Source organism: Embleya hyalina (assembly GCF_003967355.1).
Lineage (GTDB): Bacteria > Actinomycetota > Actinomycetes > Streptomycetales > Streptomycetaceae > Embleya > Embleya hyalina.
Window position 1 is genome coordinate 215906 of the sequence record NZ_BIFH01000023.1, and the last position, 22746, is coordinate 238651.

Annotated in this window: 21 protein-coding genes; 17 read left to right on the plus strand and 4 right to left on the minus strand. The window is 72.9% G+C overall.

Annotated features, from left to right (window positions below):
* Positions 1–70: 70 nt before the first annotated feature.
* Together EMA17_RS24605 and EMA17_RS24610 are read left to right on the plus strand one after the other, a co-directional pair.
* The gene (locus EMA17_RS24605) at positions 71–1585 is read left to right on the plus strand and encodes a BACON domain-containing protein (RefSeq protein ID WP_126639276.1); all 1515 of its coding nucleotides are present in this window, start codon (positions 71–73) and stop codon (positions 1583–1585) included.
* Between the two features lie 97 nt (positions 1586–1682).
* Complete coding sequence (locus EMA17_RS24610) at positions 1683–3305, plus strand: hypothetical protein (RefSeq protein ID WP_126639277.1); 1623 nt, start codon at positions 1683–1685, stop codon at positions 3303–3305.
* 33 nt (positions 3306–3338) lie between these two features.
* Here EMA17_RS24610 and EMA17_RS24615 read toward each other — a convergent pair whose 3' ends face one another.
* Complete coding sequence (locus EMA17_RS24615; RefSeq protein WP_174861426.1) at positions 3339–4082, minus strand: DUF3109 family protein; 744 nt, start codon at positions 4080–4082, stop codon at positions 3339–3341.
* Positions 4083–4188: 106 nt separating this feature from the next.
* Here EMA17_RS24615 and EMA17_RS24620 point away from each other — a divergent pair, with 106 nt between their 5' ends.
* The 4 genes from EMA17_RS24620 to ilvD all read left to right on the plus strand — a co-directional run bounded on the left by EMA17_RS24620 (position 4189) and on the right by ilvD (position 8793).
* Positions 4189–5115, plus strand: coding sequence for a Ppx/GppA family phosphatase (locus tag EMA17_RS24620; protein WP_126639279.1), 927 nt, complete (start codon positions 4189–4191; stop codon positions 5113–5115).
* A 227-nt stretch (positions 5116–5342) separates the two neighbouring features.
* Entirely contained in the window at positions 5343–6161 is an 819-nt protein-coding gene (locus EMA17_RS24625) for a sugar phosphate isomerase/epimerase family protein (RefSeq protein WP_126639382.1), read from the plus strand.
* Complete coding sequence (locus EMA17_RS24630; protein WP_126639280.1) at positions 6154–6783, plus strand: TetR/AcrR family transcriptional regulator; 630 nt, start codon at positions 6154–6156, stop codon at positions 6781–6783. Before EMA17_RS24625 ends, EMA17_RS24630 begins: the two co-directional genes overlap by 8 nt.
* A gap of 156 nt (positions 6784–6939) precedes the next feature.
* On the plus strand, positions 6940–8793 hold the full coding sequence (gene ilvD, locus EMA17_RS24635) for a dihydroxy-acid dehydratase (protein ID WP_126639281.1): 1854 nt from the start codon (positions 6940–6942) through the stop codon (positions 8791–8793).
* A 54-nt stretch (positions 8794–8847) separates the two neighbouring features.
* Here the strand turns inward: ilvD and EMA17_RS24640 are convergent, their stop codons facing one another.
* Positions 8848–10479, minus strand: coding sequence for a serine/threonine-protein kinase (locus EMA17_RS24640; protein ID WP_126639282.1), 1632 nt, complete (start codon positions 10477–10479; stop codon positions 8848–8850).
* Positions 10480–10559: 80 nt separating this feature from the next.
* On the opposite strand from EMA17_RS24640, the gene EMA17_RS24645 reads away from it, so the two are divergent.
* From EMA17_RS24645 to EMA17_RS24695, 11 genes are all read left to right on the plus strand, one after another.
* Complete coding sequence (locus EMA17_RS24645; RefSeq protein ID WP_126639283.1) at positions 10560–11339, plus strand: ABC transporter ATP-binding protein; 780 nt, start codon at positions 10560–10562, stop codon at positions 11337–11339.
* On the plus strand, positions 11336–12073 hold the full coding sequence (locus EMA17_RS24650) for an ABC transporter permease (protein ID WP_126639284.1): 738 nt from the start codon (positions 11336–11338) through the stop codon (positions 12071–12073). The genes EMA17_RS24645 and EMA17_RS24650 overlap by 4 nt, the downstream gene beginning before the upstream one ends.
* A gap of 115 nt (positions 12074–12188) precedes the next feature.
* Entirely contained in the window at positions 12189–12998 is an 810-nt protein-coding gene (proC, locus tag EMA17_RS24655; protein WP_126639285.1) for a pyrroline-5-carboxylate reductase, read from the plus strand.
* Positions 12995–13642, plus strand: coding sequence for an HAD family hydrolase (locus EMA17_RS24660; RefSeq protein WP_126639286.1), 648 nt, complete (start codon positions 12995–12997; stop codon positions 13640–13642). Before proC ends, EMA17_RS24660 begins: the two co-directional genes overlap by 4 nt.
* A 102-nt stretch (positions 13643–13744) precedes the next feature.
* Complete coding sequence (locus EMA17_RS24665) at positions 13745–14944, plus strand: MFS transporter (RefSeq protein ID WP_126639287.1); 1200 nt, start codon at positions 13745–13747, stop codon at positions 14942–14944.
* A 32-nt stretch (positions 14945–14976) separates the two neighbouring features.
* Complete coding sequence (locus EMA17_RS24670; protein ID WP_126639288.1) at positions 14977–16179, plus strand: acetoin utilization protein AcuC; 1203 nt, start codon at positions 14977–14979, stop codon at positions 16177–16179.
* A gap of 54 nt (positions 16180–16233) precedes the next feature.
* On the plus strand, positions 16234–17052 hold the full coding sequence (locus EMA17_RS24675) for a phosphatase (protein ID WP_126639289.1): 819 nt from the start codon (positions 16234–16236) through the stop codon (positions 17050–17052).
* Positions 17053–17198: 146 nt separating this feature from the next.
* Positions 17199–17402, plus strand: coding sequence for a helix-turn-helix domain-containing protein (locus EMA17_RS24680; protein ID WP_020549639.1), 204 nt, complete (start codon positions 17199–17201; stop codon positions 17400–17402).
* Positions 17403–17521: 119 nt separating this feature from the next.
* The gene (locus EMA17_RS24685) at positions 17522–17620 is read left to right on the plus strand and encodes a 30S ribosomal protein bS22 (protein ID WP_012854759.1); all 99 of its coding nucleotides are present in this window, start codon (positions 17522–17524) and stop codon (positions 17618–17620) included.
* A gap of 518 nt (positions 17621–18138) precedes the next feature.
* Positions 18139–19173 (plus strand): NAD-dependent epimerase/dehydratase family protein, encoded by a 1035-nt coding sequence (locus EMA17_RS24690; RefSeq protein WP_170222231.1) that lies wholly within the window; start codon positions 18139–18141, stop codon positions 19171–19173.
* Positions 19166–20356, plus strand: coding sequence for a lysophospholipid acyltransferase family protein (locus tag EMA17_RS24695; protein WP_174861427.1), 1191 nt, complete (start codon positions 19166–19168; stop codon positions 20354–20356). Before EMA17_RS24690 ends, EMA17_RS24695 begins: the two co-directional genes overlap by 8 nt.
* An 82-nt stretch (positions 20357–20438) precedes the next feature.
* Here EMA17_RS24695 and EMA17_RS24700 read toward each other — a convergent pair whose 3' ends face one another.
* Together EMA17_RS24700 and EMA17_RS24705 are read right to left on the minus strand one after the other, a co-directional pair.
* On the minus strand, positions 20439–21671 hold the full coding sequence (locus EMA17_RS24700) for a DUF5667 domain-containing protein (RefSeq protein ID WP_126639290.1): 1233 nt from the start codon (positions 21669–21671) through the stop codon (positions 20439–20441).
* Positions 21672–21816: 145 nt separating this feature from the next.
* The gene (locus tag EMA17_RS24705; RefSeq protein ID WP_126639291.1) at positions 21817–22602 is read right to left on the minus strand and encodes an ECF subfamily RNA polymerase sigma factor, BldN family; all 786 of its coding nucleotides are present in this window, start codon (positions 22600–22602) and stop codon (positions 21817–21819) included.
* Positions 22603–22746: the final 144 nt, after the last annotated feature.

Genomic DNA, 22746 nt, shown 5'->3' on the forward strand with positions numbered 1-22746 from the left:
TGTCTTGATCCTGTCACCGGGTGGGCAAAGCGATGGTGGCGGTCGGGCGTTCTGCCTACCGTGTGGCGGCATGGCGGGGGACGGTGCGGTGCGGGAATCCGGGACGACGGACGAAACGGGCGCGGTGCCCGACGCGGTGGCGTTGTACGACGCCCACGGTGACGCGTTGTTCGGCTTCTGTGTGGCGCTCGGGTATCGACCCCGGGTCGCCGAGCGGGTGGTGCGCGAGACGCTGGCGGTCGCGCCGGAGCGGATCCGCGCGTTGCGCGACCCGCGCCGGAGCCGGGCGCTGCTGTACGCGCTGGTCCGGGTCGTGGCCGAGCGGGCGGCGGTCGAGCGGCCCGGTCCCGGGGTGGTCGAGCAGGTCCTGGCCGCGGGCGGCGCGGGGTGGTCGGTACCCGATCGACGCCGGTTGGCGCCGCTGGTGCCGTACGCGCTGTGGGCGGTCGACGAGGACGAGCGGATCGCCCTGGACCTGTCGGCGCGGCACCGCCTGAGCGACGCCGAAGTGGCCGATGTGCTGGGCGTGTCCGAGCGGCGGGCGGCGCGGCTGCTCGCGCGCGGACCGGTCCAGTTCGAGCAGGCGCTCGCGGTGTACGCGGTGGCCACGCACGCACGGCGGGACTGCCCTGAACTCGCGTTGCTGCTGCCGGACGCGGGGGCCGCGGTCGAGGCGGGGCTGCGACAACCGCTGCACCTGCACGTCGACTCCTGCCCGGACTGCGTGGCGCTGCGCCCGGGGCCGGTGGAGGTGCGGGCGCTGCTCGCGGGCGGCGGGTCGGCCAACGCGCCGTACGCGATCCGGATGGCGCTGCGCGCGGACGGCTCGGCCGAGCCGGTGGATCCGGTCGAGCGGGGCGGCTTTCCGAAGGGCACGGGTCGGCCGAGGTCGCGGGTGCCGGTGGTGGCCGCGTGTGCGACGGCCGTCGCGCTGGTGCTCGGCACGGCGGTGCTGTTGCGGCCCGGGGCCGAGCACGACACGCCGATCGCGCTGAGTACGGCGCCACCCCCGGAGCGGCCGCCGGCGCTGCGTCCGGCCGAGCCGCCGGCCGCCGTCGCGAGTGTGGTCCCGAGTACCGCGCCGGCGCCGTCGACGGCGCGGGCGGTGCCGACCTCGGCGCCGAGCACCCGGGCCGCGGCGGCGAAGCCGACCGCGCGGACGAGCCGAAGTGCCAAGCCCTCGACGGGCGGTGCCGCCTCGGTCGCCGGCGGGCCGGTGACCCTTCCCCGGTCGGGCGGCACCGACGCGGGCAATCCGGCGGCGCCGGGCACCCTGTCCTGGTCCCGCTCGACGGTGGACCTCGGCGCGGACGGCGCCGCGCAGACCGTCCGGCTCACCGCGACCGGCGGGCCGGTCACCTGGTCGCTGACGATGTCGGAGAACGACTGGCTCACGGTGAGTTCCCGCGCCGGCACACTCGCCAACGGGCAGTCGATATCGATCACGATCTCGGCGAATCCGGACAGGGCACCGGCCACCACGTGGGCGGTGTCCGTTTCGGCGAATCCGACCGGTGTTTCGCTGTCGGTCACCGGAGGACCGCCGTCGCATGGAGGCGCGACGAGTGAATTCCGGCAAAGGTGACGGATATTCACTCGAAAGTATGATTGTCGACCTCGAAAGGCGTATGAAAGTGCAAATCGCCTGAGTCGGGGGCGCTCCGCCACCTACGTTCACGAACGTGACGGATTCGGTAACCGGCCGGGCATCGGCCCCCGCCGCGGTGCTTTCGTGGGGACGCGCCGCCTACGACGCCTACGCCGAAGGGCTCTACACCTACTGCCTGTCGGTGCTGCGCGATCATCGGGCGGCCGCGGAATCCCTCCGCAGCACGTTCGTGCTCGCCGACCGTCACATCGGCCGACTGCCGGACCTGGATCTGCTCAAACCGTGGTTGTACGCGCTCGCCCGCTACGAGTGCCTGGTGCGCCTCGACGCCCACGTGCGGGTCGGGGCCGGGCCCGCCCGGCCCGAGGACGTACGGGTGGTGTGGGCGCACGAGCGCAGCCTGCCGCCGCTGGCGGGCGACGCCGACGAGCCGATCGACCTGTTCCCCGGCACCGAGGCCGGGCGCGCCCCCGGCCCGCGCGGCGACCTGGACGAACTCGCCTGGCCCGACGCGGTGGGACTGGCGCCGGAGCGGCGCGAGGCGCTGGAGTTGTCGGCGCGGCACGGGCTCGATCCGCGCGGCCTGGCCGCCGTGCTCGGCTGTGACGAGCAGCACGCCCGCAGCCTGCTCCTGTGCGCCGGGCGCGAGGTGGACCGGACCCGGGCGGCGGTCGCGGGCGCCGAGGCCTCGCACGGCTGCCCGGAGGGCCAGGAGTTGGCCACCGGGCGGCTCACCTCGGCACTGCGCGAACGATTGATCACACACGTCGAGACGTGTCGGCGGTGCGGGCCGCACGTGCGCCGCGCGGCGACCCTGCTCGCGCCGACCACGGGCGCCGCGGCGGTGCCGGTCGGGCTCGCGCTGGTCGCCCCGCCCGCGGCGCTGCGGATCGAGGTGCTGGGCGAGGTGGGCAAGGGCCGCTCCGCCCAGCGGCCGCCGGAGATCGCCCGCCGGGTCGCCGAGTTCGACCGGGCCGGCTTCCCGGTCTTTCCGGCCCGGGTGGTCGAGCGCGGCAATCGCCGCCGGGCCACGGTGATCGCGGCGGTCGTGGTGGCCGCCGTGGTGGCCGCGCCCGCGCTGGCCCTGTGGCAGGCCTCCGGCGGGTCCGCCGCCGGGCCGACCGTCAGGGTGGTCACCATCGCGTCGGCGCACGTGGACACCGCCGACGGGACCGTGTCGAACGGGCCCGCGGAACCGACGGCCTCCCCGGCCGCGACCGCCGTGCGCCCCGGTGTCGGCGGCCCGTCGCACGGACACGGCTCGGCACCGGCCGCCGTCGCGCCGCCCGTACCGCCGCCGGACCGGATCGCGCCGGGCGTCGTGTTCGTGCCGCCCGGCGACCCCGCCCCCGTCCCGCCGCTGGTCACGGCCACCCACACCGGGGATCGCACCGTGATCACGCTGCGCAACGTCGGCGCGGTCCCGGTCGACTGGCAGGCCCGGACCGGGGCGGCCTGGCTGCGCCCCAGCCGACCCCGCGGCACGCTCGCGCCGGGGCAGGAGGACACCGTCACGATCTCGGTCGTCGCCGGGAAGGCGCCCCGGGGCTCGTGGTCGGCCAGGGTGATGATCGATCCGGGCGGCACCGTGGTCACCATCGAGGGCAGCACCGGCGATCCGACCACGTCGGGCCCGCCGCCGACCGGCACGCCCACGAGCACGCCGCCGTCGCGCGGCCCGAGTGCCGGCGGCTGAGCCGGGCCCGGACCGGGCCCGGCTCCACCCCGGTCAGCCGACCGGATCCGCCGGGTGCGGGGCGATCGGCCGACCGCCGGCCAGCCGGGCCCGGCACGCCTCGACCAGGACCGCGTAGGCCGCCTCGCCCATCAGCTCGCGCAACTCCGGCCCGTAGGACTCGTACACCGGCTCGCCCGCGCCGTGCGCCTCGGTGCTCCCGGTGCACCACCAGTGCAGGTCGTGGCCGCCCGGGCCCCAGCCCCGGCGGTCGTACTCGCCGATCGTCACCATCAACACGCGCGTCTCGTCCGGGCGGTCGATCCAGTCGTAGGTCCGCCGCACCGGCAGTTGCCAGCACACGTCCGGCTTGGTCTCCAGCGGATGCACGCCCTCGCGCAGCGCGAGCGCGTGCAGCGAGCACCCGACGCCGCCGGCGAAGCCGGGCCGGTTCAGGAACACGCACGCGCCGTCGACCAGCCGGGTGCGCTTGTCGCCGTCCTCGAACTCGCTGACCCCCTCTCGGGCGGCCAGGTCGTGGAACTGCCAGGTCTGCGGGGTCAGCCGTTCGGCCCAGGCCAGCACCCGCTTCTCGTCGTCCTCGTCCGACCAGTGCGCGCCCAGCGAACAACACCCGTCGGGCGACCGCCCGGCCACCACGCCGTGGCAGCCGGCACCGAAGATGCACTGCCATCGCGAGGTCAACCAGGTCAGATCGCAGCGGAACAGCTGATCGGCGTCGTCGGGGTCGGGGAACTCGAACCAAGCACGGGGAAAATCCAGGTCTACCTCAGGCACGTCACCAGCGTAGAGCGCCGGGTGGGATGTCCGGTTCGGCAAAGGCGTGGCAAGCGAGGGAACGCCCCCGCTCGCGCGCCCGGGTCGACGGATTACCTTCGACACCATGCGACTCGGTGTTCTCGACGTGGGATCGAATACGGTCCACCTGCTCGTGGTCGACGCCCATCAGGGTGCTCGGCCCCTTCCCGCGTACTCGCACAAGCGTGATCTGCGCCTGGCCGAGCTGCTGGAGCCGGACGGGAGCATCGCCCCGCACGGGATAGATCTGCTGGTCCGCACGATGGCGGCGGCGCTCGAGGTGGCCGAGGACAAGGGCGTCGAGGACCTGCTGCCGTTCGCCACCTCGGCGGTGCGCGAGGCGGCCAACTCCGAGGCGGTGCTCGACCGGGTGCGGCGCGAGACCGGGGTGGACCTCCAGGTGCTCACCGGCGCCGACGAGGCCCGGCTGACCTTCCTGGCGGTGCGCCGCTGGTTCGGCTGGTCCTCCGGTCGGCTGCTCGTCCTGGACATCGGCGGCGGCTCGCTGGAGATCGCGGCGGGCGTGGACGAGGAGCCGGACGCGGCCGCCTCGCTGCCGCTGGGCGCGGGCCGGCTGACCCGGAACTGGCTGCACACCGACCCGCCCACGGCGGACGAGGTGCGGGTGCTGCGCAAGCACGTGCGCGCCGAGATCGCCCGCACGGTCGCCGAGTTCAGCCGACTCGGCCGACCCGACCACGTGGTGGCCACGTCCAAGACGTTCAAGCAGCTCGCCCGGATCGCCGGCGCGCCGTCCTCGGGGGAGGGCCCGTACGTCAAACGCTCGCTGAGCCGGGCCGGGCTGGCCGACTGGCTGCCCCGACTGGCGACGATGACCGCGACCGAGCGGGCCGCGCTGCCGGGGGTGTCGGTGGGACGCGCGCCGCAGTTGGTGGCGGGCGCCATAGTGGCCGACGCCGCGTTGGACCTGTTCGACGTGAACACGTTGGAGATCTGTCCGTGGGCGCTGCGGGAGGGGATCATCCTGCGCCGGCTGGACTGGATGGACTGACGCCCGCCGGCGGCGACGCGTCGGGCCGGGACGAATCGGGTCGATCGGGGCCGAGGGGGTCGAGCCGGACGGGGCGTCGGGTGGCGATTCGGTTCGGATCGGACGCGCCGATGCGGCGGGACGAGGTCGATACGGCGGTCGATGGTTCTACGCTGGGCGACGTGGCCGACCACGACATACTCACGGGTACGGGGTCCGACCCGTCCGCGGCGCGCGTGCCGGACGCGGTGCTGCGGGTGCCCGACGCCAAGATCGCCCTGTCCACCGCCTCCGTGTACCCCGAGTCCACCGCGGACGGTTTCGAGATCGCGGCCCGGCTCGGCTACGACGGCGTCGAGGTGATGGTCTCGACCGATCCGGTCAGCCAGGACATCGAGGCGCTGCGCCGGTTGTCCGACCACCACGCGATGCCGATCCTGTCCGTGCACGCGCCCTGTCTGCTGATCACCCAGCGGGTGTGGGGCACCGACCCGTGGGCCAAGCTGGTGCGCGCGCGGGACGCGGCCGTGCGGCTGGGCGCGCGCACGGTCGTGGTGCATCCGCCGTTTCGGTGGCAGCGCAGCTACGCCCGCGACTTCGTGCGCGGGATCGAGCGCATGGCCGGCGAGACCGACGTGCTGTTCGCGGTGGAGAACATGTTCCCGCTGCGCTACCGGGACAAGGAGGTCGCGGCGTACGCGCCGGACTGGGACCCCTCCGACGAGGACTACCGGTACTTCACCCTCGACCTGTCGCACACCGCCACCTCGCGCTCGGACGCGCTGGCCATGCTGGCCCGGATGGGCGACCGGCTCGGGCACGTACACCTGGCCGACGGCAGCGGCTCGCTCAAGGACGAGCACCTGGTGCCCGGACGCGGCACCCAGCCGTGCGCGGAACTCCTGGAGCACCTGGCCCGCACCTCGTTCGCCGGCGCGGTCGTGCTCGAGGTGAACACCCGCCGGTGCGGCAACCGCGCCGAGCGCGAGGCCGACCTCGCCGAGGCGCTGGCGTACACCCGGCTGCACCTGGCGGCCGAGGCCGGGGCGGAGCGCCGGCATGGCTGACCCGAAGACCGCCGCCGACGCGCCCGGCGCCCGGCGGCGCGGTCCGGGCCGGCCGCCCGGGCGGCGCGGGGACGCCTCGCGGACCCGGAACGGGATCCTGGAGGCGGCCCGCGCCGAGTTCGCCGCGCGCGGCTACGCGGGCGCGTCGGTCCGGGCGATCGCCCGGGGCGCCGGGGTGGATCCCGCCCTCGTGCACCACTACTTCGGCTCCAAGGACCGGGTGTTCATCGCGGCCATGGACCTGCCGATCGATCCCGAGACGCTGGTCACGACGGCGTTCGCCCAGGGTGTCGGGCACGCGGGGGAGCGACTGGCCGAGACGTTCGTGCGGTTGTGGGAGCACCCGGACACCGGCACCCGGCTGCTGGCCATCATGCGCACCGCGGTGCTGGACGGGGGCGACCCGGCCTTTCGCGAGTTCGTCGGCGCCGAATTGACCGCGCGCCTGGCCGAGGGCATCGGCGGCCCGGACGCGGCGCTGCGCGCGAACCTGTGCGTGAGCCAACTCCTGGGCGTCGCGCTGACCCGCTACGTGCTGCGCCTGGAGCCGATCGCCTCGACGCCGGGCGCCGAGATCGCCCGCAGGCTCGCGCCGATCCTCCAGCGCCACCTGAACGGTTGACCGACTCTCGCGCCCGCTGCCCGCACGGCGCCCGGGCCCCCGGCGCGCGGGCCCGCCGACGGTCGCATCGTGGACGGCCGCGCCGTCGATCGCGGTCGCGGACGTAAGCTCGAAAGCACCCGGATCCACCGGTGAATTGCTGAGAGGGTGTGTGCAGTGCCGCAACTCAGGTCTCGGACGGTCACCCACGGTCGCGAAATGGCGGGCGCCCGCGCGCTCCTCATGGCCGCAGGCGTCAAGCGTGCGGACTTCGGCAAGCCGATCATCGCGGTCGCCAACAGCTTCACCGAGTTCGTACCGGGGCACACCCACCTCCAGCCCGTCGGCCGCATCGTCTCCGAGGCGATCTCCGCCGCCGGCGGCATCCCGCGCGAGTTCAACACGATCGCCGTCGACGACGGCATCGCGATGGGCCACTCGGGCATGCTCTACTCGCTGCCCTCGCGCGAGCTGATCGCCGACGCCGTCGAGTACATGGTCAACGCGCACCAGGCCGACGCGATCGTGTGCGTGTCCAACTGCGACAAGATCACCCCCGGCATGCTGATGGCCGCGCTGCGGCTGAACATCCCCGCCGTGTTCGTCTCCGGCGGTCCGATGGAGGCCGGCACCGCGGTGATGGTGGACGGGCGGGTGCGTCCGCACCTGGACCTGATCACCGCGATCGCCGACTCCGCGTCGGACAAGGTCTCCGACGAGGACCTGGAGCGGATCGAGGACGCCGCGTGTCCGACCTGCGGGTCGTGCGCGGGCATGTTCACCGCCAACTCGATGAACTTCCTGGTCGAGGCGATGGGCCTGGCGCTGCCGGGCAACGGCTCGGTGCTGGCCACGCACACCGCGCGCAAGGCGCTGTACGAGGGCGCGGGCCACACGATCGTGGAGATCACCAAGCGCTATTACGAGCAGGACGACGAGAGCGTGCTGCCGCGCAACGTGGCCACCCGCCAGGCGTTCGAGAACGCGATGGCGATGGACATCGCGATGGGCGGCTCGACCAACACGATCCTGCACCTGCTCGCCGCCGCGCAGGAGGCCGAGCTGGACTTCACCATGGCCGACATCGACGCGCTCTCGCGCCGGGTGCCGTGTCTGGCGAAGGTCGCGCCGAACAACGCGCCGTACCACGTGGAGGACGTGCACCGCGCGGGCGGCGTGCCGGCACTCCTCGGCGAGCTGTACCGGGCCGGGCTGCTGCACGAGGACGTCACCTCGGTGCACGCCGACTCGCTCGCCGAATGGCTCAAGACCTGGGACGTGCGCGGCGGTTCGCCCTCGGCCGAGGCGGTCGAGCTGTTCCACGCGGCCCCGGGCTGTGTGCGCTCGGCCACCGCGTTCAGCCAGTCGGAGCGCTGGGACTCGCTCGACCTGGACGCGGCCTCGGGCTGCGTCCGCGACATCGCGCACGCGTACAGCGCGGACGGCGGCCTGGGCATCCTGTACGGCAACCTCGCCGAGGCGGGCTGCGTGGTCAAGACCGCCGGCGTGGACGAGTCGATCTGGACCTTCTCCGGCCCGGCCGTGGTGGTCGAGTCGCAGGAGGAGGCGGTCGACGCCATCCTGACCAAGCGGGTCAAGGAGGGCGACGTGGTGGTGGTCCGCTACGAGGGCCCCAAGGGTGGTCCGGGCATGCAGGAGATGTTGTACCCGACGTCGTTCCTCAAGGGTCGCGGGCTCGGCGCGAAGTGTGCGCTGATCACCGACGGCCGCTTCTCCGGCGGCACCTCGGGCCTGTCCATCGGGCACGTCTCGCCCGAGGCGGCGGCCGGTGGCGCGATCGCGCTGGTGCGCGACGGCGACGTCATCACGATCGACATCCCCAACCGCCGGATCGAGCTGGAGGTCTCCTTCGAGGAGCTGGCCGAGCGGCGCGAGCACCTGCTGCACGACCTGGGCAAGTACCGCCCGGCGAAGCGCGAGCGGGTGGTCAGCACGGCGCTGAAGGCGTACGCGGCGATGGCCACGAGCGCGGACAAGGGCGCGGTGCGGGACGTGTCGTTGTTCGACTGAGACACGGCGTTCGGCGAAGGGGCGTCCCGGCCGCGGCCGGGACGCCCCTTCGGCTCACCGGACGACCGTGGCGGTGAAGACGAACTCGCCGGAGGGCTCCAGGCCCGCCAGCACGCCCTTGGCCCGGTAGGCGGCCTTGTCCGCCGGGGCCGCCTTGGTCTGCCCGCCGTTGGTGGCGCACTGCGCGGCGTTCGAACGGGTCCAGGCCCAGTCCCGGGTGATCGACACGGCCTGCGCGGCGCCCTGCTGGATCCGGCGCACGTCGGTGCCCGGGCCGGACGCGCAGTCGGCCGAGCTCCACAGCCGGTCGGAGCCGGCCATGACCTCGATGTAGGCGCGGCTCGGGGCGAAGTCCACGTAGCAGGCGGGGCCGGACTCGTTGGTGACGATCACCTTCAGGGCCACGTTCTGCGCGGTGCTGTAGGCGCTTTTCCCCGCCTCCACGGACTGGATCTGCACCCGGATCATGGCCGGGGTGCACCAGGTGCCGCCGTCCGGTGCGGGCTTGCCGTCACCCGGGACCGTGCCGCCGGCGGGCGTACTCGCGGCGGACGTCGGCGTCGTGGACGTCGCGGGTGCCGTGGGTGTCGTGGACCCGGTCGGGGACGAATCGGGGGAGCGGGCGCTCGATCCGCGTGCCGACGGGCCGTCGTCCGAGAAGGGCGCGTAGTGGATCAGCGCGGCCGTGCCGGCGACGAACGCCGCCGTGGTCACGGCCGTGATCAGGAGCGCGCGGCGTCGTTCGTGTTCCGGTCGCGGTGGGTGCGCGCCGATGTCGCGGCCGCGGGCGGGGCGCGGTGGCGGTGGGCGATGCGAGGTCGCGACGTCGGCGGTCGGGGTGAAGGGCGGCTCGGCGGCCGGGTCCTGCCGCGGCGGTGCCGGGTGGGCGGGCCGGTGTGCCGGAGCGAGGCGTTCGCCCACGATCGCGGCCAGTTCGGTCAGGGCCGGGCGGTCCTTCGGGGCCTTGGCGAGGCAGGCGCGGATCAGGTCCGCCAGTTCCGGCGGGACCCCGGTCGGGTCCGCCTCGCCGTAGACGATCCGCCCCAGTGCCGCGATGGGGGTGTCGGCCGGGAAGGCGAGTCGGCCGGTGGCGGCGAAGGACAGGACGGAGCCCATCGCGAATACGTCGGTCGGGTAGTCGGCGGCGCCCTTCTCGATCTGCTCCGGGGCCATGTAGGCGGGGGTTCCGAGCACGGTGCCGGTGGAGACGAGCAGTGAGTGGCCGGTGTCCCGCGCGATGCCGAAGTCGATCACCTTCGGGCCGTCGTGTTCGGTGATCAGGATGTTGGCCGGCTTGAGGTCGCGGTGGATCAGGCCCGCCGCGTGGATGTCCTGGAGCGCCTCGATCAGCCCGGCCGCCAGGCGCAGCACCGCACGCGGATCCAGCGGGCCGCCGGTGCGGACCACCGTGTCCAACGACGGCGCGGGGATGTAGACGGTGGCGAACCACGGTTCGGGGGCGTCGGGGTCCGCGTTGACCACGGGCGCGGTGAACGCGCCGCCGACCCTGCGAGCCGCCTCGACCTCACGTCGGAATCGGGCCCGAAAGCCCGGATCGTCCAGGTGTTCGGCCCGGATGACCTTGATCGCGACCCGGCGGCCGGAGGGGGCGACGCCGAGGAAGACCTCGCCCATTCCGCCGGCGCCGAGCCGTTCGAGCACCTCGTACGGGCCGATGCGCGCCACCGGCGTGCCCCCCTCTGCCGACTGGGGGAAAGCGTAGGCAATCGCTTGACGGCGCGAGGTGGGAAGCGCATATTCAACACATGATGAATTATGGCGAGGATGCGATCCGAGCCGAGGGGCTGCGGGTCGTGCGCGGCGGGCGCGTGGTGCTCGACGACGTCTCGTTCGCCGTGCCGCGCGGGAGCGTCACCGGGCTGCTCGGGCCGAGCGGGTGTGGCAAGAGCACGCTGATGCGGGCGATCGTCGGCGTGCAGGCGCGGGTGAGCGGGCGGCTGGACGTGCTCGGGCGCCCCGCCGGGCATCGGCGGTTGCGCAGCGCGATCGGCTATGTCACGCAGGCGCCGTCGGTGTACGCGGATCTGACCGTGCGGGAGAACCTGCGCTACTTCGGCCGGCTCCTCGGCGCCTCGACCGAGGACCTCGACCGGGTGCTGCGCGAAGTGGACCTGACCGATCGGCAGGACGCCCCGGTGGCCCGGTTGTCCGGCGGGCAGCGGGCCCGGGTGTCACTGGCCGCCGCGCTGCTCGGGACACCGGAACTGCTGGTCCTGGACGAGCCGACGGTCGGCCTGGACCCGGTGCTGCGCCGCGACCTGTGGGGCCTGTTCCACCGGCTCGCGGCCGGCGGCGTCACGCTGCTCGTGTCCAGCCACGTGATGGACGAGGCCGAGCGCTGCGAGCGGCTGTTGCTGCTGCGCGACGGCGCGCTGCTGGCCGACGACACCCCCGCCGCGCTGCTCGCCCGCACCGGGACCGAGGACGCGGAGGCGGCCTTCCTGGCACTGGTCGACGCCGCGGCCGAACCCGAAACCCCCACCACGTCCGCCGCGACCGCGGCCGGCCCGAGGAGCGCGTCATGACCGGCACCGCGACCACCGCCACCGCCCGCCGGGTGCTCGGCCAGTTGCGGCACGACCCGCGCACCGTCGCGCTGATGCTCCTGGTGCCGTGTGTGCTGCTCACGCTGTTGTACTGGCTCTACGACGACCGGCCGGAGCAGTTCGACCACATCGGCGGGCCCCTGCTGGGGATCTTCCCGTTCGTGGTGATGTTCCTGGTCGCGTCGGTGGCCACGCTGCGCGAGCGCTCGACCGGGACGCTGGAGCGGCTGCTCACCATGCCGATCGGCAAGATGCAGTTGATCGGCGGCTACGCGCTCGCGTTCGGGATCGTCGCGGTGCTCCAGGCGGCGGTGGCCACCGGGCTCGCGATCGGGCTGCTCGACCTGGACGTGGTCGGGCCGACCTGGCTGATCCTGTGCGTCGCGGTCCTGAACGCGCTGCTCGGCATGGCCCTGGGCCTGCTGGTGAGCGCGTTCGCCGACACCGAGTTCCAGGCGGTGCAGTTCCTGCCCGCGGTGATCCTGCCGCAGTTCCTGCTGTGCGGGCTGTTCGTGCCGCGCGACCATATGCAGCCGGTGCTCGAAGCGGTCTCCGACGTGCTTCCGCTGTCCTACGCGGTGGACGCGATGACCCGGCTGTCCACCGAGCACGAGGTCTCCGGCCTGCTGCTTCGCGACGTCGCGGTGATCGCCGGTTGTGTGCTCGCCGCCCTCGGCCTCGGTGCCCTGACGCTGCGCCGGCGCACCCCCTGAGCGACCCGGGACCCGCGCCGGGACCCACCCTCGGACACGTGTACGTACCGTACGGTGGCCACCGTGGGCACCGGGCGTGCCCCGACGGACCAGGAACGCGAGAAAGTGTGGGGCCATGGCTCAGCGGGTCGCCGTCGTCGGCGCCGGGAAAATCGGTGAAGCGCTGTTGTCCGGGATGATCCGGGCGGGCAAGAGCCCCGACGACCTCCTCGTCACCACCCGTCGCACCGAGCGGGCCGAGGACCTGCGCCGGAGCTACGGCGTCGAGGCGGTGAGCAACGCCGAGGCCGCCAAGGCCGCCGACATCCTGATCCTGACCGTCAAGCCCCAGGACATGGGCGCGCTGATGGACGAACTGGCCCCGCACGTACCCGCCGACCGGCTCGTGGTCAGCGGCGCGGCCGGCATCACCACCAAGTTCCTGGAGGCGCGCCTGGCCGCGGGCACCCCCGTGGTGCGTGTCATGTCCAACACCCCCGTGCTCGTGGACGAGGGGATGAGCGCGATCTCCGGCGGCGCGCACGCCGGCGAGGCGCACCTGGAGCGGGTCGAGGAGATCTTCGGATCGGTCGGCAAGACCATCCGGGTCCCGGAGAAGCAGCAGGACGCGGTCACCGCGCTGTCCGGTTCGGGGCCGGCCTACTTCTACTTCCTGGTCGAGGCGATGACCGACGCCGGCATCCTGCTCGGCCTGCCGCGCGCGGCCGCGCACGACCTGATCGTGCAGGCCGCGATCGGCGCGTCGGTGATGCTGCGCGACTCGGGCGAGCACCCCACGCTGCTGCGCGAGGCGGTGACCTCGCCGGCCGGCACCACGATCGCCGCGATCCGCGAGTTGGAGAACCACGGCGTGCGTGCCGCGCTGCTCGCCGCCCTGGAGGCGGCGAGCAACCGTTCGCAGGAGATCGCCGAGGGCCTGTCGTGAGGCCGGAGCTGGTCCTGTTCGACAACGACGGCGTCCTGGTGGACAGCGAGCCGATCGCCAACCGGGTGCTCGCCGCGCTGCTCACCGAACTCGGTGTGCCCACCGCCTACGAGGACTCGCTGCGCGACTACCTCGGCGGCACCATGGCCCGGGTGCACACGATCGTCCGCGAACGGGACGGCGTCACGCTGCCCGAGGACTTCGATCACGTCTACCACGAGCGGGTGTTCGCCGGATTCCGGGCCGAACTCGAAGCGGTGCCGGGGGTCGTCGACGTGCTGGCCGCGCTGGACGCCGCGGGGGTGCCGTATTGCCTGGCCTCGTCCGGTACGCACGAGCGGATCCGGCTCGCGCTGACCCGCACCGGGCTGATCGGGCGCTTCCCCGAACCGGTGATCTTCAGCAGCCAGGACGTCGCCCGGGGCAAACCCGCGCCGGACCTGTTCCTGCACGCGGCGGCGACCATGGGCGTCGATCCCGCGCGCTGCGTGGTGGTCGAGGACAGTCCGCTGGGGGTCGAGGCCGCGCGGGCGGCCGGGATGACGGTGTACGGCCACGCCGCGATGACCCCGGCGGAACGGCTCGCGGACGCCGACGCGCTGTTCAAGGACATGGTCGACCTGCCGGAACTGTTGGGCATTTGACGGATTTCGCCGAGTTTTGTCCGGTCGGTGAATCTGACGGTTCATCAAAAGATCTCCTCGGCCCCTGTCCGTGGAAGTGACCCGTCGGTAGCGTGCTCGCCCATGCGGGTGAGAGAAGCGGCCGCCGGGTCGACCGAGGACGAGACGCTGCGCCGTGCGCGGTTCAGCCTGCTCGCGTGCTTTTTGATCCAGGGCGTGTCCTTCGCGCTGCTCGTCACCCGGATCCCGGCGATCCAGCGCCGCTACGACATGGGCGACGGCACGCTCACCGCGGTGCTCTCGGTGGTGCCGATCGTCGCCGGCGTGGGCAGCGTGATCGCGGGCGCCCTGGCCCGGCGATTCGGCAGTCGTACCGTGCTGCGGGTGTCCCAGCCGATCGTGTGCGCCACCCTGATCGGGGTCGGCGCCGGGGACGGGCTGTGGCAGTTGGCCGTCGTGCTCTTCGTGTTCGGGCTGTCCCTGGGCGCGGTGGACGCCACGATGAACATGCAGGGCGTGGCGATCCAGGCCCGCGCGGGACGCAGCATCATGCTCGGCTTCCACGCCTCGTACAGCCTCGGCGGCCTGGCCGGAGCCGGCGCGGCCGGGCTGTGCGCGTGGGGCGGGGTGCCGCTGGTCGCGATGTACGCGGGCGCCGCCGCGCTCACCGTGCCGGCCCTGCTCGTGGTCGGCCCCGGCTACCTGCGCGCGGACGACGCCCCGGCGGTCGCCGATCCGGAGCGGCCCCGCCGTACCCTGCCCTGGCGCCCGCTGATCCCGCTGTGCCTGGTCATGACGTTCGCCTACATCGGCGACTCGACGGTGGCCAACTGGAGCGCGGTCTACCTGGAGAAGGTGCTGGACAGCTCCGAGGCGTTCGCGGTGATCCCCTATATCGCGTACATGGTCACCACCCTCGTCGGCCGCGGCGTCGGCGACCTCGCGGTGCGCCGCTGGGGCATGGTCGAGGTGGTCCGCGGCGGCGCGGTGGTCGCGGCGGCGGGCTTCGCGGTCGTACTCGCCGCCCCACACGCCGCGGTGGGCCTGCTCGGCTTCGTGATCCTGGGCGTGGGGCTGTGCGTGCTGGTCCCGCAGACCTTCGCCGCGGGCGGAAGGCAGTCGCCGGAGGACGCCGACGAGGCGGTCGCCCGGCTCAACATCTTCAACTACGTCGGCTTCCTGATCGGCACCCCGCTCGTGGGCGGGATCGCCGACCTGGCCTCGTTCCGCCTGGCGATGCTCGTGCCGCTGTTCCTGGTGCTCGCCGTACTGCCGCTCGCCCGCGCCTTCGCCCCGCACGGTGAACCCGCTCACGACCGATGATCGGGAGCCGACCCGGGCGGTAGCGTGACCGCATGAGTCGAGCGGTGCACGTGCTGTGGGACGACGGGATGACCGGGTACGACTTCGGATCGTGGCACCCGATGAACCCGGTCCGGCTGCGCCTGACCATCGACCTCATCCGCGCGTTCGGGCTGCACACCCTGCCCGAACTGCGGGTGTGCCCGCCGAAGTCGGCGACCGACGCGGACCTGGCGATGGTGCACACCGACGCGTACACCGCCGCCGTGCGCGCCGCCTCCCTCGACCCCCGGACCGCCGACGGCACCTTCGGGTTCGGCACCGAGGACACCCCCGCCTTCGCCGGGATGCACGAGGTGTCCGCGCTGATCGCGGGCGCCTCGATCGCCGCGGCCGAGGCGGTGTGGCGGGGGCCCGAACACCCCGACGGCGCGGACCACGCGATCAACTTCGCGGGCGGGCTGCACCACGCGATGCCCGACGCCGCGGGCGGGTTCTGCATCTATAACGACCCGGCGCTCGCGATCGCGCGCCTGCTCGAACTCGGCGCCGAGCGGGTCGCGTACGTGGACATCGACGTGCACCACGGCGACGGCGTGCAGCGGGCGTTCTGGGACGACCCGCGCGTGCTCACGATCAGCCTGCACGAGAGCCCGCGCTTCCTGTTCCCGGGCACCGGTTTCGCGAACGAGATCGGCGGGCCGGACGCCGAGGGCTTCGCGGTCAACGTGGCGCTGCCGCCCGGCATCGCCGACGCCGCGTGGTTGCGCGCGTTCGACGCCGTGGTGCCGCCGCTGCTCGCCGACTTCCGCCCCGACGTGCTGGTCAGCCAGCACGGGACGGACACCCACGTGGACGATCCGCTGGCCCACCTCGCGGTGAGCCTCGACGCGCAGCGCACGGCTCACGCCGCGCTGCACGCGCTCGCCCACGAACACGCCGGCGGGCGCTGGATAGCCACCGGCGGCGGGGGCTACGCGACGGTCGACGTGGTGCCGCGCTCGTGGACGCACCTGGTGGCCGAGGCGGCCGGCCATGCCATCGAGCCCACCCGCGAGGTGCCGCTCGACTGGCGCGAGGAGGTTCGGATGCTCACCCGCCAGGCCGGTCCGCACCGGATGACCGACGGCGGGACGGGCGATTTTCGGCCGTTCTCCGGCGGCTACGACCCGGCGGACCGCACCGACCAATCGATTCTGGCCACCCGGCGGGCGGTCTTCCCGGCGCACGGCCTCGACCCGATGTTCGATCTGTGACCCGGTGGTCCCGACGCCTGCGGTGACCCCGACCCGTGACCCAAGGAGCTGTGCGTGACCGTTGCGGTTCCCACCCCCTCTGAGCTTCGCTCCCATCTCGTGCGCGGCCGGATCGCCGGTGACGTGGCGACCACGAGGGAGAACAACCTCCGGCACTACCGACTGATGAGCGAGCGGCATCCCGGCCATCTGTTCGGCCTGGAACCGGACGGCCGGTGGACCGCGGACGACGTACTCGCGCTGATGGTGCGCCGTTGCGGAGTGGTGGCCGACCCGGCCCACCGCAGCGGGCAGGACACCATCGACCCGGACCTGACCCTGGCCGCGCTGGACGCGTACGCGGACCGGATCGCGCTCGCCGCCGAGCGTCGCGAGCGGGTGATCGTGGCCACGGGTCACCCGAACGGACTAGGCGATTGGTACCGCACGTTGGCGCGCGTGTTGCGTGAGGCGGGGTGTAAGCTCCTGCGCCCCGCCGCCGGGTGGACCTATCGCACGCCCACGGCCGAGGGCGGGCAGAGCCGCGCGATCCGGTATCGGGGGGACGTGGCGATGGTGGTGGACGACGCGGGAGATTTCCGACACACCCACTCCGCGCGCGGGATCCGGGCGATGCTGGCGGAGCTGGCGGCCGGGTCCGAGCTGCTGCCGGATCTGCTGATCGGCGACCACGGTTGGGCCGGAGGCGCAGGTCAGGCGGGGGTTCCGGCGATCGGCCTCGCCGACTGCAACGACCCCGCGCTGTTCGTGGCGGCCGAGGAGGGGCGGGTCGAGGTGGTCGTTCCGCTGGACGACAACGTGGCGCCACACCTGTACGAACCGGTCATGGCGTACGTGCTCGATCGGTCCGGACTGTCCGGAATCGATCGGTAAAACAGCCTGATGGGCGATTCAGGTGGGATAACTACTCCTCTTCCCCACTGGTACCACACGCCACTACTCTGGAGGGACGCACGTGCGTGTGGCAGTCGCCGGAGGGGAAGCCGGCGCCCGACGCGTGCTGAATGGTTCGGTGCGTCATGGCTTCTGGAGAGAGGCCTCTCAACGAGGTCAACTTCTTGACTGTGGCCGAGGTGGCCGCGGTGATGCGGGTGTCCAAGATGACGGTGTATCGCCTGGTCCACAGTGGCGAGATGCCGGCCATCAGGGTTGGTCGGTCCTTCCGAGTTCCGGAGCAGGCCGTCCACGACTACCTGCGAGACTCCTACGTGGAAACAGCGTAGGGGGGCATTACGGACCGCCTCGTTTAGAGGTGGGCCGGGGCGGCGAGTAGGCTGACCCCCAGTTGTGCGGGCTGATCCGGCTCCGCGCGGTAGAAACGTCACGTGAGCGAGGGTTGTCGGTGGGCTCTGTCATCAAGAAGCGTCGCAAGCGCATGGCGAAGAAGAAGCACCGCAAGCTTCTCAAGAAGACGCGTGTGCAGCGTCGCAACAAGAAGTAGGCATCCCACCGGCTTGCGCCGCTGAAGCCTTGGGCGACCGCCCGCCGCGCTCCCGTTCGGGGGCGCGACGGGCGGTCGTCGTGCGTTCGGGCGCGTGCGCGCGCGGGAGGACGAACGCGCCAGGCCCACACACCGGCCACCGCGCCCGCCGCCGCCACGACCACCGCTCCGCGACAGGCACACGGCCCCGGCCCCTTGCCCCGGGCATCTCGGGTTCGGCGCCTCGGCCCCGGAGCCCCGGGTTCGGCGCCTGGGCCGGGAGGCTCGGGTCCGGTGCTCCGAGTCGGTGGCCCGGGTCCGTGCCCTGAGTCCGCGTCCCGAGTCACCCTGAACCCGCGTCGCGGGTCCGTGTCCCGAGCCCGGTGTCCCGAGTCCGCGTTTCGCGCTCGCGTTTCGTGCTTGGTGCTCTGGGGTTGTGGTTTGGGGGCGGCGGGTTGGTGGTGGGGTGGTGGGGGGTGCGTACGGTTACGTTGGGGGTTCGTGGTTCGGGTGTGTTGTCGGGTTGGGGAGGACGCAGCATGGGGCGTGTCGTCCTGGTTACCGGGGTTGCCGGTGATCCGGGGGCCGGGTTCGTGCGGATGATCCGCGATGAGCCCGATGTCGACCGGGTGATCGGGGTCGACATGGTGGCGCCCGCCGCGGAGCCGGCCGGTGTGGACTTCGTGCTCGCCGATATTCGCAACCCGATGATCGCCAAGGTGGTCGCCTCGGCCGCGGTGGACACCGTGGTACACCTGAGCCCCAGCGAGCTGCCGCCGATCCGGGGCGGAGCGGTCTCGATCAAGGAGACCAACGTCATCGGCACCATGCAGCTGCTCGCCGCGTGCCAGAAGGCGCCGTCGATCCGCCGCCTGGTGGTGCGTTCGACCACCGCCGTCTACGGCGGTTCGCCGCGCGACCCCGCGCTGTTCGCGGAGGACACCGAACCGCGTGTGCAGCCCTCGACCGGCTGGGCCAAGGACGCCGTCGAGATAGAGGGCTACGTGCGCGGCTTCGCCCGGCGCCGGCCGGATGTCGCCGTCACCGTGTTGCGGTTCGCGCCGCTGCTCGGGCCCCGCACCGACTCGCCGATGGGCGCCTACTTCGCGCTGCCGGTGTTGCCCACGCTGCTCGGCTACGACCCGCGCCTGCAGTTCGTGCACGAGGACGACCTGCGCGAGGCGCTGCGGATCGCGATGCTCGCCGATCGGCCGGGCACGTACAACATCGCCGCCGAGGGTGTGCTGTTCCTGTCCCAGGCGGCGCGCCGACTGGGCCGACCGGTGGTGCCGTTCCCGGCGGCGGCGGTGGGTCTGGTCAACCAGGGTTTGCGGCGCGCGGGTTCGGTGCACCTGTCCGCCGAGCAGGTGCGCCTGCTCACCCACGGACGGGTGGTGGACCCCGCGCGGGCCCGGGAGAAACTGGGCTTCGTCGCGGTCAGGAGCACGGCCGAGACGTTCGCCGACTATGCCGAGGGTCGTCGTTCGACCGGCCTGCTCGACCCGAGGCGCCTGGCCCAGGTGCCCGATCGACTCGCCGACCTGCTGCTCACCAGGAGGAACCCCGATGGGTGAGGCCCGCATCATTCCCTTCGACGGCGCCGCTTCCGGAGCGCGCCCGCCCGCGCCCCGGTCGGGGCGTCGGCCCACCCGGCCCGCGCGTGCGGTCCGGGTGCCCGAGCCGGTCGAGGGTGAGGTGCCGGTGCGATCGATCGAGGCGCGACCGGGTCGAAAGCGGGCGCAATCCGCGCGGCCGGCCGAAACGGGGTCGGCCGATACGGGGCCGGCGGACGAGGCTTCGGCCGAGGCGGGGCCCCGGCGCGAGCCGGGATCCGGGCGCTCGTTGTTCGGATCGCTCGCGGGCGCGGTCGGCGGGGTCGTGGGCGGTGCCGCCGCCGGACTCCTCGACGGCGTGGCCGGGCCGGGCTGGGAGGATCGGGCCGCCGACGGACTGGCCTTCCTGCGCCGCCGGATCACCGGTGAGTACGAGGTGGACGAGTTCGGCTTCGATCCCGAACTCAACGACAAGCTGATGGCCGTGCTGCGGGTGGTCTACGAGCAGTACTTCCGGATCGAGGTCAGCGGCCTGGAGCACGTTCCGGCCGAGGGCGGCGCGCTGATCGTGGCCAACCACTCCGGCACGCTGCCGGTGGACGCGTTGATGACGCAGGTGGCGGTGCACGACCACCACCCGGCTCGACGCAATCTGCGGCTGCTCGCAGCCGACCTGGTCTTCCAGTTGCCGCTGGTGGGCTCGGTGGCGCGCAAGAGCGGACACACCCTCGCGTGCCACGCCGACGCCGAACGGCTGCTCGGCAAGGGCGAACTGGTCGGCGTGTGGCCCGAGGGCTACAAGGGCCTGGGCAAGCCGTTCGCCGAGCGGTACAAGCTCCAGCGCTTCGGGCGCGGCGGCTTCGTGTCGGCGGCGCTGCGCACCGGGGTGCCGATCGTGCCGTGCTCGATCGTGGGCGCGGAGGAGATCTACCCGATGGTGGGCAACGTGCGCACCCTCGCGCGCCTGCTCAACCTGCCGTACTTCCCGATCACCCCGACCTTCCCGCTGCTCGGCCCGCTCGGCCTGGTGCCGCTGCCGACGCGGTGGCGGATCGAGTTCGGCGCGCCGATCCACACCGACGCGTATCCGGAGGAGGCGGCGGACGATCCGATGGTCGTGTTCAACCTGACCGACGAGGTGCGCGAGACCATCCAGCACACGATCTACCGGCTGCTGATGCAGCGGCGGTCGGTCTTCTTCTAGATCGGGGTCCGCACTCCGCAACACGAAGGCGGCGCGTGGACGGTGGTCCGCGCGCCGCCTTCGGTGTCGCCCACCGGCTCGGTCAGCTGTGTGGCTCCTCCTCGGCGGGGCCGAGCAGGTTGAGCCCGATGCCCGGCAGGCCGGGCAGCAGGGGCGGGAGGATCTGCCCCTTGGGCGTCTTCGCCGGGGCCGGGGTGCCGCCGGAGCCGTCGGACCGGTCGGAGGGGCTTTGCGCCGGAGCACCGCCGAGCAGCGGGATGTTCAACCCCGGGAGCAGGCCGCCGTCCTGCTGCGGCTGCTGTCGAGGTGCGGCACCACCCGTCGTGGTCGAGCCGCTCTGCGGCGGTGCGCCGTTGGGCGCGCCGTCGCCCAGGCCCGGGAGCCGTGGGACGAGCGGCAGGCCGCCGGTGCCCGGCGCGCCGCCCGGGCCGGTGCCGGGGGCGGCCGGCGCCCCGTCGGTGTGCCCACCGGTGCCGGGCTTCGCCGAACTCCGGCCAGGAGTGCCCGCGATCGGGGCGACCTGCTCGTTGATCGCGGTGAGCAGGGTCCGGACCCGGTCCCGCTCGGAGTGCAGCTCCGGCGGGAGCCGGTCGCCGATCCGCTCCATGCGCTCGTTGCCGGAGCGGGCGAAGTCGGCCAGGTTGCGCATCGACCCGTCGCTGCCGCTCTTGCGGAAGTGGTCGGTGAGCAGCGTGCGGCCCTTGTCGGCCTCGTCGCGCCAGTCGTCGAGCACCTGCCGCAGATGTCGCACGGTCTCCTTGTCGGGGTTGCGACCGGCCCGCCTGAGCAGCCGTTCGGCCTCGCCCATCCGGGTGTCGGCCTGTTGCAGGTAACGCTCGCCGCGTTCGTGGTCGTTGTCGGCGAGCGAGATCTTGAAGTCTTCGACCGTGCGCTTGACGCCGTAGGTCAGGTCGCCGGGCAGCGCGTCGGAGCTGGCGTAGGCCACCCCGCCGAGACCGCCGCCGGTGACCACCACGAACGCGCCGGCGATGGCCGCCCGCCGCCGCCAGCGCACGGTGCGCGGCGGGGCCTGCGACTCGCGACGGCGATGCGCGCCGCGCGGTGCGGGCACGGTGGCCGCACCCTCGGTCGCGGGCAGCGCCGCGGCCTCGTCCAGCAGCCGTTGCCGGAGCGCGGTGCGAAAGTCCGCGCTCGGTACGGGTGCCGCCGAGGACCGCTCGCGCAGCATCTCGGCGGTCCGCAGCAGCGGGACCAGCGCGGGCAGAGGCTCCGCCGATCGGTTGTCGCGGTCGTTCTCGTCGAGGGCTCGCGCGAAGGCGCTCGCGGGTCGCCGATCCAGGGCCGCAATGCTCACAGGCCGCACCTCCTCTCCCCGGATGTCCGTCCAGGGAAGTCTCCGGGTCGGGGGCCACAGGGCGGCTCCCCGCCGCAACGATCCCCGAAGGGGGTCGCTATCGGGGAGAACGAGCCGCGGACCCCGAAGGTTACGGAAGTGTGATTCACCGCACGTCCTCGGGCAGGAGACGGGCGAGCGTCCGTACGGCGCGGTACTGCAACGTCTTGATCGCCCCCTCGTTCTTACCCATGATCTGTGCGGTCTCCGCGACCGAAAGACCCTGCAGGAAGCGCAGGGTCACGCATTCCTGCTGCTGGGGGTTGAGCTTGTGCACGGCGTCGAGCAGGGCCGCGTTGGACAACGATTCCAGGACGCAGTCCTCCGGGCTGGACTCGACCTCATTGGCGTCGAGCATCTCCCCGGTGGTGACCTCCAGGCGGAACCGGCTGGACTTGAAGTGGTCGGCGACCAGGTTGCGCGCGATGGTCACCAGCCAGGCGCCGAAGTCGCGACCCTGCCAGGTGAAGGTGCCGATCCGGCGCAGCGCGCGCAGGAAGGTCTCGCTGGTCAGGTCCTCGGCGACGGCGCGCCCGCCGACCCGGTAGTAGATGTACCGGTAGACGGTGTCGAAGTAGTTGTCGTAGAGCTGGGCGAACGCGTCGCCGTCGCCGTCCTGGGCGAGTTCGACGAGGGCCATGATGCGGCGGGCCTCGCCGTCCGGACCCGGGCCCCGGGTGTAGCCGGAGCCTCGGGTGGGACGGGTCGGTTCGGTGGTGCCGGCGCGCGCCGCGAGGGCGAGGCCCAAGGGCCCGGCCGTACTCGTGCGACAGACACCGGCGCCGTAACCGGCTGTGGCGGCGAAACCGACGGACGGGGGGGCAAAGCTCGCGCACACCGCCGCACGCAGTGTCGCCAGCCCGGACACGTCAACCCGGACGATTCGGTGCACGGGACTCCCTGTTGCTTCAGCGGTAATTACGTTCGGTGCGGAATCGATCACCCATAGTAGGGAACTTGGATACCGCTGTGCGCCGATCGAGAATAACGCTTAGTAAAGGAAGGGATACCAAGTGTGCCCATCGGCGTTGTGAAG